The sequence below is a fragment of the Avibacterium sp. 20-132 genome, from assembly GCF_023611925.1.
In the GTDB taxonomy this organism is placed as follows: Bacteria; Pseudomonadota; Gammaproteobacteria; order Enterobacterales; family Pasteurellaceae; genus Avibacterium.
Genome location: NZ_CP091456.1, coordinates 675657 through 691401, shown reverse-complemented (window position 1 = coordinate 691401; position 15745 = coordinate 675657). Strand labels below are relative to the sequence as shown.

14 protein-coding genes are annotated in these 15745 nt (G+C 41.0%); 11 read left to right on the top strand and 3 right to left on the bottom strand.

The window, feature by feature from the left end:
- Window positions 1-55 precede the first annotated feature (55 nt).
- From xylG to dusC, 8 genes are all read left to right on the top strand, one after another.
- Entirely contained in the window at window positions 56-1570 is a 1515-nt protein-coding gene (gene xylG / locus L4F93_RS03200) for a D-xylose ABC transporter ATP-binding protein (RefSeq protein ID WP_250351101.1), read from the top strand.
- Between the two features lie 2 nt (window positions 1571-1572).
- Window positions 1573-2700 carry a sugar ABC transporter permease gene (locus L4F93_RS03195; protein WP_250351100.1) on the top strand — a complete coding sequence of 376 codons (1128 nt, stop codon included), beginning with the start codon at window positions 1573-1575 and terminating at the stop codon, window positions 2698-2700.
- Between the two features lie 175 nt (window positions 2701-2875).
- A complete protein-coding gene (gene recO / locus L4F93_RS03190; RefSeq protein ID WP_250351614.1) occupies window positions 2876-3586 on the top strand; it encodes a DNA repair protein RecO in 711 nt (236 codons plus the stop codon).
- 3 nt (window positions 3587-3589) lie between these two features.
- Entirely contained in the window at window positions 3590-4903 is a 1314-nt protein-coding gene (gene rlmD, locus L4F93_RS03185) for a 23S rRNA (uracil(1939)-C(5))-methyltransferase RlmD (RefSeq protein ID WP_250351099.1), read from the top strand.
- Window positions 4904-4916: 13 nt separating this feature from the next.
- Complete coding sequence (gene relA / locus L4F93_RS03180) at window positions 4917-7148, top strand: GTP diphosphokinase (protein WP_250351098.1); 2232 nt, start codon at window positions 4917-4919, stop codon at window positions 7146-7148.
- Between the two features lie 85 nt (window positions 7149-7233).
- A complete protein-coding gene (locus tag L4F93_RS03175; RefSeq protein ID WP_250351097.1) occupies window positions 7234-7590 on the top strand; it encodes a diacylglycerol kinase in 357 nt (118 codons plus the stop codon).
- Between the two features lie 110 nt (window positions 7591-7700).
- On the top strand, window positions 7701-8510 hold the full coding sequence (locus tag L4F93_RS03170) for an IS3 family transposase (protein WP_326938204.1): 810 nt from the start codon (window positions 7701-7703) through the stop codon (window positions 8508-8510).
- A gap of 142 nt (window positions 8511-8652) precedes the next feature.
- Window positions 8653-9591 (top strand): tRNA dihydrouridine(16) synthase DusC, encoded by a 939-nt coding sequence (dusC, locus tag L4F93_RS03165; RefSeq protein ID WP_250351096.1) that lies wholly within the window; start codon window positions 8653-8655, stop codon window positions 9589-9591.
- Window positions 9592-10117: 526 nt separating this feature from the next.
- Here dusC and L4F93_RS03160 read toward each other — a convergent pair.
- From L4F93_RS03160 to L4F93_RS03150, 3 genes are all read right to left on the bottom strand, one after another.
- Entirely contained in the window at window positions 10118-11110 is a 993-nt protein-coding gene (locus L4F93_RS03160) for an amidohydrolase family protein (RefSeq protein WP_250351095.1), read from the bottom strand.
- A gap of 303 nt (window positions 11111-11413) precedes the next feature.
- Window positions 11414-13159: a DUF3413 domain-containing protein gene (locus L4F93_RS03155; protein WP_250351094.1), complete on the bottom strand. Its 1746-nt coding sequence runs from the start codon at window positions 13157-13159 to the stop codon at window positions 11414-11416.
- A 4-nt stretch (window positions 13160-13163) separates the two neighbouring features.
- A complete protein-coding gene (locus L4F93_RS03150; RefSeq protein ID WP_250351093.1) occupies window positions 13164-13385 on the bottom strand; it encodes a YejL family protein in 222 nt (73 codons plus the stop codon).
- Between the two features lie 118 nt (window positions 13386-13503).
- Between L4F93_RS03150 and yejK the strand changes: the two genes are divergently transcribed.
- From yejK to cpxR, 3 genes are all read left to right on the top strand, one after another.
- A complete protein-coding gene (yejK, locus tag L4F93_RS03145) occupies window positions 13504-14520 on the top strand; it encodes a nucleoid-associated protein YejK (RefSeq protein ID WP_250351092.1) in 1017 nt (338 codons plus the stop codon).
- Between the two features lie 63 nt (window positions 14521-14583).
- Entirely contained in the window at window positions 14584-14997 is a 414-nt protein-coding gene (gene bamE / locus L4F93_RS03140) for an outer membrane protein assembly factor BamE (RefSeq protein ID WP_250351091.1), read from the top strand.
- Between the two features lie 46 nt (window positions 14998-15043).
- Complete coding sequence (gene cpxR / locus L4F93_RS03135; RefSeq protein ID WP_250351090.1) at window positions 15044-15745, top strand: envelope stress response regulator transcription factor CpxR; 702 nt, start codon at window positions 15044-15046, stop codon at window positions 15743-15745.

The window sequence follows — 15745 nt, the reverse complement described above, 5'->3', positions numbered from 1 at the left end:
AAGCGGTATAAAAAGTGCGGTAAAAAAAGACCGCACTTTATCAGGAGGTTCTAGTATGCCAACATTATTATCAATGAAAAATATTACTAAAAAGTTTGGTGATGTTACTGCATTAAATCATATTTCTATTGAGCTGAACGAAGGAGAGATTCTTTCTCTTTGTGGCGAGAATGGCTCTGGTAAATCTACCTTAATGAAGGTGTTATGTGGTATTTATCCTTATGGTGAGTATTCTGGTGAAATTTATTTTTCTAATGAACCTTTAATCGCTAAAACTATTAAAGATACGGAAGAAAAAGGCATTGCAATTATTCATCAAGAACTGACATTAGTTAAAAATATGACCATTTTGGAAAATATGTTTTTAGGTAATGAAAGAACAAAATTAGGTATTACGGACGATAATGAAATGTATCTACGCTGTAAAACCATTTTACAACAAGTTCAGTTAGACATCGATCCGAATATTAAGGTTGCTGAATTAGGCTTAGGGCAACAACAATTAGTGGAAATTGCAAAAGCATTAAATAAACAAGTTCGTTTATTAGTCCTTGATGAACCCAGTGCCTGTTTAACTGAAAAAGAAACCGAAATACTGCTTAACTTAGTTCAAGATCTTAAAGCCCATAATATTGCTTGTATTTATATTTCTCATAAATTAAATGAAGTAAAAGCGATTTCTGACAAAATTTGTATTATCCGTGATGGTGAGCATATTGGTACGCAACCTGCTGCCTTGATGACAGAAGATGACATCATTACTATGATGGTCGGTCGTGAAATTACCTCACTTTACCCTTATGAAGCGCGTCCTATCGGAGAAGAAATGTTACGCGTTGAACAGCTTTCGGCTTGGCATCCGATTAATCGCCATATTAAACGTGTTGATAATGTCAGTTTCCGTCTGCATAAAGGAGAAATATTAGGCGTTGCAGGATTAGTTGGCTCAGGTCGTACTGAAATGGCACAATGCCTATTTGGTTCATATCAAGGGAAATATCAAGGAAAGATTTTTGTACAAGGCCATTCTATTCATATTCGCCATTGTGCTGATGCCATTGCACAGCAAATTGTTATGGTGCCAGAAGATCGTAAAAAACATGGCATTATACCCATTATGGGAGTAGGAAAAAACATTACGCTTTCTTCATTAAAAAAATATTGTATGCTCGGCAATATCATTAATGAACCACTAGAAGAAACCATCATTCAGCAATCTATTGAGAAACTAACCGTAAAAACCGCTAGCCCTGATTTAGCAATTGGTCGCTTAAGTGGAGGAAACCAACAAAAAGCGATTTTAGCAAAATGCTTATTGCTCAATCCTAAAATTCTGATTTTAGATGAGCCTACTCGTGGCATTGATATTGGGGCGAAATATGAAATTTATAAACTCATCAGTCAATTAGCACAACAAGGTGTGGCGGTTATCGTCATTTCCTCTGAATTACCTGAAGTATTGGGCATTAGCGATCGTGTTTTAGTGATGCACCAAGGACAAATCAAAGCCGATCTCATCAACGATCATTTAACGCAAGAACAAGTGATGGAAGCCGCACTTAAGGAGTAATTATGTCTAAGCTAAAATCCATTAATCTACAAGTTTATATTATGCTCATTGCCATTATTGTGATTATGGCATTTTTCTCATTCGCCACCGATGGGGCATATTTAAGTGCAAGAAATATTTCTAACTTATTGCGTCAAACTTCCATCACAGGAATCCTCGCTATTGGAATGGTTTTTGTGATTATTTGCGCAGAAATTGATCTCTCTGTGGGGTCATTAATGGGCTTATTGGGAGGCTTTGCTGCCATTACAAATGTTTGGTGGGATTGGCCTCTATCTTTAACGAGCATTACCACTATTTTGCTCGGCACTTTGTTTGGGGCTTGGAATGGGTGGTGGGTTGCATATCGCAAAGTCCCCTCATTTATTGTTACCTTAGCGGGAATGTTAGCGTTCCGAGGAATCTTAATTGGCTTAACAAATGGTACAACCGTCTCCCCAATTAGCACAGAGATGACGATGATCGGACAAGGTTATTTGCCTGATTTCGCTGGCTTCTTGATTGGTACAATCGCGATTTTAGGTTTTATAAGCTGGGGAATCTACCAAAGAAAAGCAAGAAAGCACTTACACTTAGCTGTCCCTTCTAACGCACAAGAAACCTTAAAATATGCGTTATTTGCCTTAGCGATTTTGGGCGCCATTTACCTATTAAATGACTACCGCGGTATTCCATTCCCTGTTTTATTACTGGCATTGTTAGCCGTAATAGGAATGTTTATGGCAAGAAAAACCGCATTTGGCCGTCATATTTATGCAATTGGTGGGAATATTGACGCCGCCCGATTGTCAGGCATTAGTGTTGAGAAAGTCAAATTAATTATTTTTTCTTTAAATGGCTTTATGGTTGCAATTGCAGGGCTTATTTTAAGCGCTCGTCTAGGTGCAGGCGCGCCCTCCGCAGGACAAAATGCAGAACTTGATGCCATTGCGGCCTGTGTCATTGGTGGGGCAAGTTTAGCCGGCGGTATCGGCAGTGTTTATGGGGTCGTCATTGGCGCATTCATTATCGCCCTGTTAGATAATGGAATGAGTATGCTAGATGTCCCTACATTCTGGCAATATATTGTCAAAGGCGGTATCTTACTACTTGCTGTTTGGATGGATACAATGAGTAAAAAGAAAATGTAATTGAAAAACGCTCTTATAATGCCACCGTACTTGTGATAATCATAAAGTGCGGTGCTTTTTTATGAAATTTTTATTAAAAAACACAAAAAAATCCCACCGCACTTTTCCCCCTCACTTTGCAAAAAATCTGTTAAAATATCCGCACTTCAACGAATGATTAGCTAAGGATAATGTTATCGAAAACTGGCAGCGGGGCTTTGTTTTACATCGTAGGGCATACAGTGAAACAAGCTTATTGGTGGATTTGTTTACGGAAGAAACAGGACGTTTAACCGTGATGGCGAAAGGCGCGAGAACGAAACGTTCAGCGTGGAAAAGCATTTTGCAGCCATTTACCCCCTTGCTGTTGCGCTGGACTGGGCGAGGCGAGGTGAAAACTTTAACCAAAGCTGAAGCTGCTTCGCTTACCTTACCTATGCAGCCTACTGCACTTTATAGTGGTTTTTATGTCAATGAACTCCTGATGCGTTTATTAGCAGTGGAAACGCCTTATCCTGATATTTTCCAAGACTATTTAAAATGTATTACCGGGTTGGCTAGTGTGTCTCATTCTGTTGAGCCAAGCCTGCGTACCTTTGAATTTCAATTACTGACTGCGATGGGCTATGGGATTGACTTTTGCCACTGTGCAGGGTCAGGTGAGCCGGTTGATGAAAATATGACTTATCGTTATCGTGAGGAAAAAGGCTTTATTGCTTCCCTAATTAAAGATAATCTGACTTTTTATGGCAGAGAATTGCTGGCATTTGAACGGCGAGAATTTCACGATCAAGCGGTATTGCAAGCAGCAAAACGTTTTACGCGCATTGCCTTGAAGCCTTATTTGGGCAGTAAACCTTTGAAAAGTCGGGAATTATTTACTCAACATATTTTATATCAGAAATAACCTATGGCATTACTTTATACCCCAAAAAAAGTTGAAAAAAACCACCGCACTTTTACCGCTAAGGTGCAAGGCTTGGATTATCAAGGGCTAGGCGTGGCGAAAATTGAAGGGAAAACCTGGTTTATTGAAAATGCGTTACCCGATGAAAAGGTGCTGGTTGCGGTGTTGGAAGAAAAGCGTCAATATGGCAAAGGGGGGGTGAAGAAATGGTTGGAAGCCAGTGCGCAACGTGTATCGCCTGCCTGTGTTTATTATGAAAAATGCGGCGGTTGTCAAACCCAGCATATTCCGTTGGAAATGCAACGTCAGATAAAGGAGCAAGCATTATTCCAACGTTTAAGCAAACTGCAAGGCGAACCTATCGCATTAATGCCAAGAATTGTCGGTGAACAATGGCATTATCGTCGCCGTTTACGATTAAGTCTTTATTGGGATAAAAAACACGGTTTGCGCATTGGTTTTCGGCAGAAAAATTCGCAAAATATTGAACCTGTGCAATCTTGCCTTGTGATCGAAAAGCCTCTGGATAATTTGTTGCCAAAAATCACCGCACTTTTACAGCACTGGTCTAACCCGAAAAATTTAGGGCATCTTGAGCTGGTACGCGCGGATAACGGTGTGGCATTATTGTTACGTCATCAAAAAAATTTGGCAGAAAAAGACCGCACTTTGTTAATTGAATTTGCCCAAAAAGAACATTTAATGCTGTTTGTGCAAGATGATGAGCAAATTCAGCAGCTTTATGGTGAAAGCCCTTATTATGAATTGAACAATCGGCAACGGCTACATTTTGATGTACGTGATTTTATTCAGATTAATCCGCAACTCAATCAGGTGATGATTGATACTGCATTGAATTGGCTCGACTTAACTGATCAAGATCAGGTACTGGATTTGTTCTGCGGAATGGGCAATTTCACCTTACCAATAAGCGCTCAAGCCAAGCAAGTGGTGGGCGTAGAAGGTGTGGCAGAAATGGTGCATAAAGCAGAACAAAATGCGGAACGAAATGGATGTAAAAATGTCCAATTCTATCAGGCTGATCTAGCACAATCTTTTTCAGCCCAACAATGGGCAAGCCTGCAATTTAATAAAATCTTACTTGATCCGCCACGTGCAGGTGCGGCATTTGCGATCCCCTTTTTAGCGGAATTAAAGGCAGAAAAAATAGTATATGTCTCTTGTAATCCAGCAACACTGGTGCGAGATGCAGAAATGCTTTTGCAGGCTGGATATCAAGTAAAACAAGTGGCAATGATCGATATGTTCCCGAATACAGGGCATTTAGAAAGTATTAGTCTATTTGAACGGAAATAAATAGGAAGGCGTTATGGTTGCTGTTCGAGGTTCTCATCTACTTAACCCGAAAGATTTTGTCATTGAACAATGGAGTGAAAGTTTAGGGCTTTCTTCTGAGCTGACGGAAAAATTAGTGCGGGCGTGGCATTATTCGCAAGAGAAAATCCAACAGCAGCAAAGTACGGCCGAAAAGCCACAACTGCATTGCTCGCTCTTTTCTGGTGTAGAAATGGTGGAAATTTTACACAGCCTGAATATGGATAGCGAAAGTCTAATCACCGCAATGATTTATCCTGTGGTAAGCCATAATATTGTTGAGTTGGCACAAATTGAGGAAGATTTCGGTACTGCGATTGGTAAGCTCGTGAAAGGTGTGCTGGAAATGGATAACATTCGTCAGTTAAATGCAAGCCATTCAGCCAATTCGCTGCAAGTGGACAATGTACGCCGTATGTTGTTGGCGATGGTAGATGATTTCCGTTGCGTGATTATCAAACTGGCTGAACGTATTGCCTTTTTGCGAGATGCGGAAAATTGCTGTTCCGAAGAAGAGAAAGTGCTTGCCGCGAAAGAATGTGCCAATATTTATGCCCCTCTCGCCAACCGTTTAGGCATCGGGCAGTTGAAATGGGAGTTAGAAGATTATTGTTTCCGCTATTTGCATCCTGAACAGTATCGAATGATTGCTAAATTATTGAAAGAACGTCGTTTGGATCGTGAGCAATATATCGCAGATTTTGTGGCGGATCTTACGCACTATTTACAAGAAAATATCGATCAAGTGGAGGTTTATGGTCGCCCGAAACATATTTATAGTATCTGGCGAAAAATGCAGAAAAAGCACTTAGAATTTAGTGATTTATATGATGTTCGCGCGGTGCGGGTGATCGTTCAGAAATTGCAAGATTGTTATTCTGCCCTTGGAATTGTGCATACCCATTTTAAACATTTACCGAAAGAATTTGATGATTATGTCGCCAACCCCAAACCAAACGGCTATCAATCTATTCATACGGTGGTATTGGGCAAAGGTGGAAAACCCATTGAAGTGCAAATTCGTACTCAGCAAATGCACGATGATGCGGAGCTTGGGGTGGCTGCGCATTGGAAATATAAAGAAGGGGTAACGGGGCATTCTGCCTATGAAGATAAAATTGCTTGGTTGCGTAAATTATTAGCGTGGCAAGATGATATTACGGATTCAGGTGAAGTGATTGCTGAGTTACGTAGCCAAGTGTTTGATGATCGGGTGTATGTGTTTACGCCTAAAGGTGAGGTCATCGATCTGCCAACAGGATCGACACCACTGGATTTTGCCTATGCGATTCATAGTGAGATTGGGCATCGCTGTATTGGAGCAAAAGTGGGCGGACGTATTGTACCGTTTACCTATCAGTTGCAAATGGGCGATCAAATTGAAATCATTACACAAAAAACACCAAACCCAAGTCGGGATTGGCTTAATCCGAATTTAGGTTTCACCAATACGAGTAAATCTCGTGCCAAAATTGCAGCGTGGTTTAAGAAATTAGATCGCGATAAAAATATTCCAGCAGGTAAAGAAATGCTGGAGAATGAAATTACGCGTTTAGGCATTGCGCTCAAGCAAGTGGAACAGTATGCTTTACCACGTTACAACCTGAAAAATTTAGACGATTTATATGCTGGCATCGGTGGGGGCGATATTCGCCTTAATCAGCTCATTAACTTTTTGCAAAGTAAACTGATTAAAACCACGCCACAAGAAACCGATGAACAGATTTTACGTCACGTTACACAGAAAAGTGCGGTAAATTCTGCGCAAAAAAATGACTCAAAGGGCTATGTGATCGTAGAAGGTGTGGGCAATTTAATGCACCACATTGCACGCTGTTGCCAGCCAATTCCCGGAGATGACATCGTGGGCTACATCACAATGGGACGCGGTATTTCTATTCACCGTAGCGACTGCGAACAATTTTTAGAATTGCAAGAGAGCCACCCAGAGCGCGTGGTGGAATCCATTTGGGGAGATAATTATGCGAGTGGTTTCCGTATTAGTATTCGTATTATCGCCAGTGATCGCCACGGTTTGTTGCGTGATATTACCACCGTGCTTGCCAATGAAAAAATCAGTGTCTCAGGGGTAGCGAGCCGTACAGATAACAAAAAACAACTTGCAACCATTGATATGGAAATTGAGTTAAACAATGTACAAATATTAAGCAAAGTCTTAGCACGTTTAGCAAAATTAGATGATGTGATTGAAGCGAAACGGTTATAACTAAACAAAACGTAATTGTTTTGCGTTGTATTAACGCGGCACAAATATAACCATCACACTCAACGTATTTAATAAGGAAAGAAAATTGGAAAAAACAACAGGCTTGACCCATTTAATTAAATCCACAGGTTATTCATTAAAAGGGCTAAAAAGTGCATTTAAAAACGAAGCTGCATTTCGCCACGAGGTATTCTGTGCGTGCATCTTAATCCCTCTGGCTTTTTGGCTCGCAGATGACAAAATTGAGTTGATCTTGCTGGTTGGCTCCGTGTTATTAGTGCTAGCAGTAGAATTGCTCAACAGTGCAGTGGAAGCCGTGGTGGATCGCATTGGTAAAGAATATCACGAGCTTTCAGGGCGCGCGAAAGATCAAGGCTCCGCCGCGGTATTTGTGACACTGATCCTTGTTGTGATTACTTGGGGAGGGATTCTCTTTTTCTGACAAAAGAAGTGATCTGCCCCCACAGAGTTATTCCCTAAAGCTGTTAAAAAATTGTAGCGTGAGCTGGCTCTCGTCCGTGCAGAGATTGCTTATCTAAAAAAGTTGGAGGAATTAGACCGGCAAAAACGACGGCAGAAAAAAGAGCCGCCATTCACGATTTAAAGCAAAAGTATGCGTTAAATGATTTACTGAACGCAGCGAAAATGGTGCATTCTACCTTTTATTATCAAGAAGTTAAGCGCGATTACACGGCGGAAAAAGCGGCAATATTCTCGCTGTATCAAGCGAGTAAACAGCGAGATGGCTACCACCCTTTAGCGTTCAAATTACGTCAAACGGGGTTTACGTTGAATCATAAAACCGTACTGAAATTAATGAGGGCATTGCAAATTCAGTCGATTGTTCGCAAGAAAAGGCACGGAAAGCGAGGTAAGACCGCTTTGATTGCGCCAAATGTGCTGAATCGTGATTTTACTGCGACAAAACTGAATCAGAAATGGGTGACGGATGTGACCGAATTTCATATTGGGCGGGAGAAGCTGTATTTTTCCGCGCTAATGGATTTGGCGAATCAAGAAATTATCGCCTATCAGTTTGCAAGACGCCCCAACTTTCCCTTGGTAACAAAAATGCTGGAACAAGGGTTAAGCCAATTAAGTGCGACGGATTGCCCTATTATTCACAGCGACCAAGGCGTTCTTTATAGTACAAACGCTTGGCGAAAAATGCTGGAAGGGCGCGCGATACCGAGTATGAGCCGACGCGGGAATTGCTATGATAATGCGGTGATTGAGCGTTTCTTTGCGATTTTAAAATCCGAGTGTTTTTATGCGCGTAGCTATACGTCAATAGCGGAATTGCAAGCTGAACTTGAGGAATATGTGGTGTATTACAACCAAAACGTATTAAAATGGTTTTAAAAGGACTGAGTCCTGTTCAATACAGAACTCAGTATTTATAGTTTAACAACCTGTCCAACTTTTGGGGAGCAGATAAGAGTGCGGTGGAAAATTCAGCATTTTTTTATTTTTCATCAAACCAATAGCCTAATAACGAATAAAAATGCGAGTTTTTTTAGCGCCAATGCAGGGCGTGCTTGATCCGCTTGTGCGGCAACTTCTGACTGAAATTAATGACTATGATCTCTGCGTATCAGAATTTGTGCGTGTGGTGGATCAACGTTTACCTGAAAAAACATTCTATCGCCTTTGCCCAGAATTAAAGCAAGGTGGACGAACTTCAGCGGGGACACCTGTCCGAGTGCAATTACTCGGGCAACATCCTCAATGGCTCGCAGAAAATGCCATATTGGCAACAGAATTAGGATCGCACGGCATTGATTTTAACTGTGGTTGCCCTTCTAAAACCGTTAATGGCAGCCACGGCGGAGCGGCATTGCTGAAACAACCTGAATTGATTTACCAAGCCACTAAAGCCTTACGCGAAGCATTACCGAAAGAACAAATGGTGAGCGTTAAAGTACGCTTGGGGTGGGATAGCGATGCGCACGCCTTTGACATTGCTGATGCGGTACAACAAGGCGGTGGCACAGAAATCACCATTCACGGACGCACCAAAACCGATGGTTACCGTGCGGAAAAAATCAACTGGCAGAAGATTGCTGAAATTCGCCAGTGTTTAACCATTCCAGTGATCGCAAATGGTGAAATTTGGGACTGGCAAGATGCACAGGACTGCCTTGCTGTAACAGGTTGCCAAGATGTGATGATAGGACGTGGCGCATTAACCATTCCAAATTTAAGCCGAGTGGTGAAGTTTAATCACGCTAAATTAGATTGGGAAACAGGTGTTATGCCTTTGCTACACCGTTATGCTCATATTGAAAACCTACAAGATACCGGCTTTTATCATATTGCCCGCACCAAACAATGGCTGCAATATCTGAAAAAATCTTATCCACAAGCCAGTGTGCTGTTTGAGTATATTAAAACCTGTCAAACGGCAGAAGCATTACGTGAAAGGTTAGAGCAAATAAAGTAAGTCGTTTGTACTTTGTGTTACATCACCAACGTTATCCCATTTATCGTCATTTCAAATAAAAAAGAATACGGCGTTACCCGCTCTCTTATTTACTACCTGTACACCACGGTTGTTGTCGTATTGTCTTATTTTCATTTTAAACGATCATATTATTAGAAGTGCATTCTAAAATTGGCGCGGTGTCTTTGTCATTGAATAAGGTTTTTATTGTGTCAATCACTTACGATATTTGGGGATATCACTATTTGGTACGCTAACGACTTAATAGTCTAACAATCCCAAAATCGGGCAAAACTTGGTTAAATGGTTTAGGAATATTTTACTTATTGTCAAGTAATTTTCCTTATATTGTAGGCAACTTTGTCTATTTTTAACCCCATTATTTCGGGATCCACCCTAGAAAAATTTACGTTGCGGGGTAAAAATGCTTGAAAATCCCACCGCACTATTAAAAATAGACAAGGCTAATAAAGCCAAAATCCTCCGTGCTTGGGAGGATTTTTATTCGTAAACGTCTAAGTCACGTCTAAGCCGCATCTAAGCCCAACACTTTTCGTCCATTGATACTGGCAATGTTTACCATCGCCTCTAAATCAGGGAAACGGCAACCTGCGGCAAGTAGGCTAAGTTCCTGCCACATATCGCCCTCACATAGTGGCACCATATAATCGCAAATGTTATCCGTACCAATGGCAACGGTGATGTTTTCTGGGATCATCTCATCAACGGGGGTGAGGGCATTGTGGAAGGGCATTAAATCTTCTTTACGATTACTGTCAATCCACGCCATTGGGCAGGCGATCATCATCATTTGGGCTTGGCGCATTTTCTCGTAAAGTTTGTAGCGATATTCGCGTGAATGTGCGCCAATGGAAATACCGTGAATGGCAACCACGCGCCCTTCCATACCGTGTTCAATGGTTTTATCACAGAGTTGCTCTGTTTCTTTTTCTTTCGGGGTGTTAAATTGATCAACGTGGACGTGGCACATAATGCCGAGTGATTTGGCTTTATCAAGCAAAATATCCATCGCCTCAAGACCGCGTCCGTAATCTAGTTCATCGCGATAAGGCAAGCCACCAATCATATCGACCATTTCTGCACCAATATCAAACCATTTTTTGGCGGTGGGTTCGATCACGCCTTTTAGGGTTTGATTAGCGAATTTTAAAGTGATGTCGTGTTTATACACATCACGCGCTTTATGCGCGGCGATGATGGCACGATCTTCACAAATGGGATCAATATCCACAAAGGTACCAAACGCGGTTACCCCTTGTGAGATCATTAATTCAATGGCTTGGCAAAAGCGGGCGTAATAATCATCTACGGTGGAGGTGCGTTTTACTTCGTCCACTAAATCCCATTTTTGTTGCAAATTACTGCTATGGTAAATACCGATTTTTTCTGGCGTCATTGTGAACGCACGGTCAGCGTGAGCGTGTGAATTGACCCAGCCGCCTTTTTTGATAATTTCGTCTCGAATATAGGTTTTAAAGCTACGAACGTGATTACGCATAATTTTCTCCGTAATAATGAAAGCGAGGCGGACAATAGGCTAGAGATGAAAAAATCCCAATACAGTGGGATCGTGTTATTAAGAGAAAATTGCTTTGCGCTCAAGTGGTGAGCCTCTTGATTTGTGGTGTGTGGTGTAATGTTATGAAAAATTCGCAGATTTTTACTTAATAACATTCTATTTTGTCCAGATGAATTTGAATAATAAAAAAGGCGAAGTACCTTTGCTGGGGCGATAGTATAAGCGTTTCAATAGTAAAAATATAATTGGTTTTAACTATTGGTTGCTTAATTTGTCTTCCTTTTATTTTTCAAAAAAAGCATTATCTTGATTAAATACCTCTAAGAACAAACCAAGCGGTGGCGTGCGTGAGGTGGTTTTTTGGTAAGTGCGGTCGTATTCTTGGTAGTTTCCACGACGATCAAGATGATATTGTGTGCCATCAGCGGTAACAATCACATTCCAACGATAATTTCCTGCCTGTACCCAACTGCGGCGTAATGCGGGGTTAAACAAATCCATTCCCTGTGCATAATCAGAGGCAGGATTTTGCACGCCAAATAAATGTGTCATTAATGTAGGCAAAATATCTGTGTGGCTAGTGAGTTTTTTTACCTGCCCTTGTTCTAACCCTTGCCACGCAATAATCAGCGGGACGTGAATTTCTTCTGGTGCGAAATAATTACTTTCCTGCTTTTCACTTAATGGGGTGAAATGATAGCCTTCTTCGGCGGTAATTAAAATAAGGGTGTCGTGGCGATTGACTTCGCGTAATACGCCATCTAGCAAGCCATCTAATTCATTCAGTTGAAGCGCATAGGCTGTCTCATTTAACCCTTGCGGAATGGTTAGGCTCAAATAGCTGAAATAAGGTTTTTCTGTATTGTGTTTTGCATACCAATTATGCCATTGTTGCACGCTTGTTCGGTTGCTATGGACGTTGTGATCTAATTTTTGTTGATTAAACAAATTCTGGCTTAACAAGCTGGCGTGAAAGCCATCGCTGGAAAATAATCCCAGTTGATAAGCAAATTTTTCTTGCTTGAGCGTGCTAATTAGCACGGATGGCGTTTTGTTGCTTAATAAGCTATCGGTATAATTCGCCGTCAATCCGTAGAACAAGCCCGTTAAGGCGGTGTTATTGTTATTGCCCGTGCTGTAATGATTGAGATATTGCGTTGCTTGCTCAGCAAAGGCGTTGAGCTGTGGCATTTTTTCAGCACTAATTGCATCATAACGTAGTCCAGATACGGTAATGATCAGAATATTGCTTGGATTAACTGGGGCAAAGCGCAATGGCGATTTAGGATAATCGATCTTTAAGGCTTCAGGTCGTCCCTCTTGTTCTAAGGTTTGACTATATTGATTTTTATCTAAGAAACCGTGCTTTTCTAAGAAAGAGCGTGCAGTCATCGGGTAAGAAAGCGGAAAATTAGATTTTTGCATCGTGATCGGACGATAGATAAACGCATCTGCCCAAGCATAAATTAAGTGGGTGGCAATAAAGGTACAAACAAAGAATACCCCCACACCTTTAAGCCATTTTTGCCGTTCAAGGCTACGCAATTTTTCCCACGACCAGCGAGAAAACAGCATTTGAATCAATAAGATAATTGGCATTGGCACGAAAAACAGTTGCCAGTTGCGGGAAAGCTCACCATTGTCTGGGTTTACCAATAAATTCCATACGAGTGAAGAAAGGTGAAAATTAAAGCGCGCAAAAACTTCTGTATCCACTAATAATAGGGTTGCCCCAATGGTGGTGAGAATCACACTTAGCCCACGGAAAGTGCGGTTGTTTTTTACCATAAAACTGAGCGGAAAAATAATCAGCAAATACAAGGCAAACACAATAAAACTAAAATGCCCTAATAAACTGATGAAAAAATACAGTTTGCCAAAAAGCGTGTCTGGCCAATCGATCAAAAAGGCATAACGTGCGCCAATCACAATTGCCCAAAGGATATTAAAAAAAGCAAACCAATGCCCCCAAGCGATTTTTCGCGAGGTGTTTTCACGATATTGTTTGCTTGTTTTAATGCCAAACATCGTATTATTTTTGCTCTTTGATAGAACGCATTAACGCATCAGAAAAGGCCTGCGCTAGCGCGATACGTTGCTGTTGCCCCATATTATGGGTAAGTACATTGGTCACCATATTACCCAGTACAACCAAGGATAAATCTACCGGCGTTTGATATTTTTCAAACACGGCAATCAGTTCATTTAATAAGGTATCAACGTGTTTATCTTGGAATTTTGATTGTTTCGCCATAATGAATATTGTTGTTAAATTTGAAGGCTGAGAATAATTTTGCGTATGCTAGCATATTTTCGCCGAAAGTGCGGTTATAATATCGCACAAATTTATTTTTATAAATATGGATTAAAAAATGAGTATTACGGTTAAGCAAATTGTGTTGCACCAATTGGTAAAACACCAGCAAGAAGACGCCATTCAACTTGATGTGCAACTGCGTAATGAGCGGTTGCCAATTAGCCCTGAAGTAGAACAAATGATGCTGCATTTGCATCAAGGTTATCAAAATAAAGCAAAAGCCTATGGTGTATTTGAAGAAGCTTCAGAATTTGCGCAAAATCTTAATCGTTTTCTCGAAAATGACTTAGATTTTCTGCCTTTTAGTCACCAATCTGCACAAAAGCTTGCACAGGAATTAGGGAAATATAACTTTGCAGATAGTGGCACATTCGTGTTGTGCCAATACAATTTTTTAGCGACGGATTATTTGTTTATCGCCTTGCTAGACAGCCGCGCCAGTATGTTGGTGGACGAAAACCTAGAAATTCATCGTACGCAATATTTGGATCTCACTCAATTTGATATTGCCGCACGCATTAACCTGACGGATTTGCATATTGATGCCAGTTCTAACCGCTATCTCACCTTTATTAAAGGCAAAGTCGGGCGGAAAATTGCCGACTTTTTTATGGATTTCTTACAGGCAGAAGAAGGGCTAAATCCACAACTGCAAAATCAATGTTTATTACAAGCAGTGAACGATTATTGCGAGCAAGGTGAGTTAAATAATGAGCAATCCCAAGCAGTGAAAAAGCAAGTATTTGAGTATTGCAAAGGGCAAATGAGTGCGGGTGAAGAAATTGAATTGCGGGAACTTTCCGATAGTCTGCCTACTCTAAATGAACAGTCTTTTGTGGATTTTACGCAAATGCAAGATTATGGCTTGGAGGAACATATTCCCCCAGTCCGTTCTGCCTTGAAAGGCTTAACCAAGTTTTCTGGCTCAGGCAAAGGGGTAACCATTAGCTTTGACGCAGAGCTGATTAACCAACGTGTCATCTGGGATGAAATGGGTGATACGCTCACCATTAAAGGGCTGCCACCGAATTTGCGTGATCAACTACAACGTTGGCTAAAAGGCGCGAATTAATTTGGCAATAGGACGAAGTTTAGGTATTATCCCCCAATTATTAAAGAATAAAAGGTAACCAATATGCAGTTAAAAACTCTTATTACCGCGGCAATGTTAGCATTCAGCGTAACGGCCTGTTCCACCGTAAGCAAAGTGGTCTATCGTATTGATGTGCCACAAGGAAATTACCTTGAGGCGGCCACGGTGGATCAAGTCAAAGTGGGAATGAATAAGCAACAAGTACAATACTTATTAGGGACGCCGGTGTTAATCGATCCATTTAGCAATAATACTTGGTATTATGTTTTCCTTATCCAAAAGGCTTACCAAGCACCGGAACAACATACCTTTATCGTAAACTTCGATAAACAAGGTGTGGTCACTCACCTTGATTTAGATAAACCGTTGCCAACAGCGGGAGAAAAAGAAATCAATAACGTGGTGATTGACGCGCCAGAAAGCCAAAACAAACACTGGTGGCAGTTCTGGAAATAAAAACTCGGCAAAATAACACCGCACTTCATTATAAGGACCAAACGCAATGGCTAAATTATTATTAGTGGACGATGATATTGAACTTGTAGAACTTCTGGCGGAATTACTTCAGCTAGAAGGCTTTGAAGTAGATACCGCAAACAATGGTAAAGAAGCCTTAGACAAATTGGATAACAGCTATCACCTTGTTTTATTGGATATAATGATGCCCGTGTTAAACGGCATTGAAACCCTAAAACAAATTAGGCAGCATTTCACTACCCCCGTAATGATGCTCACAGCACGAGGCGATGAAATTGATCGCGTTATCGGCTTAGAGTTAGGTGCAGATGATTATTTACCAAAGCCGTTCAATGATCGTGAATTAGTGGCAAGAATTAAAGCCATTTTACGCCGTACTGAACTGGCAAATTCCGTGAATGAAAGCAAATCAGAAGAAAATCAACAAATTGAATTTTGTGGTCTCACGCTTTATCCCGGACGTCAGCAAGTGCTTTATGAGGATAAAAATCTCGAACTTACCGGCACAGAATTTGCCTTATTACAAACCCTTATCGCAAATCCGGGGCAAATTCTTTCTCGTGAGCATTTGAGTATGGAAATCCTAGGTAAACCGCTGACACCGTTTGATCGTGCTATTGATATGCATATGTCAAATCTAAGGAAAAAACTCCCACCACGAAATGACGATTCGCCTTGGTTCAAAACCTTGCGAGGCAAAGGCTATCTTCTTGTTGCCTCGAAATAA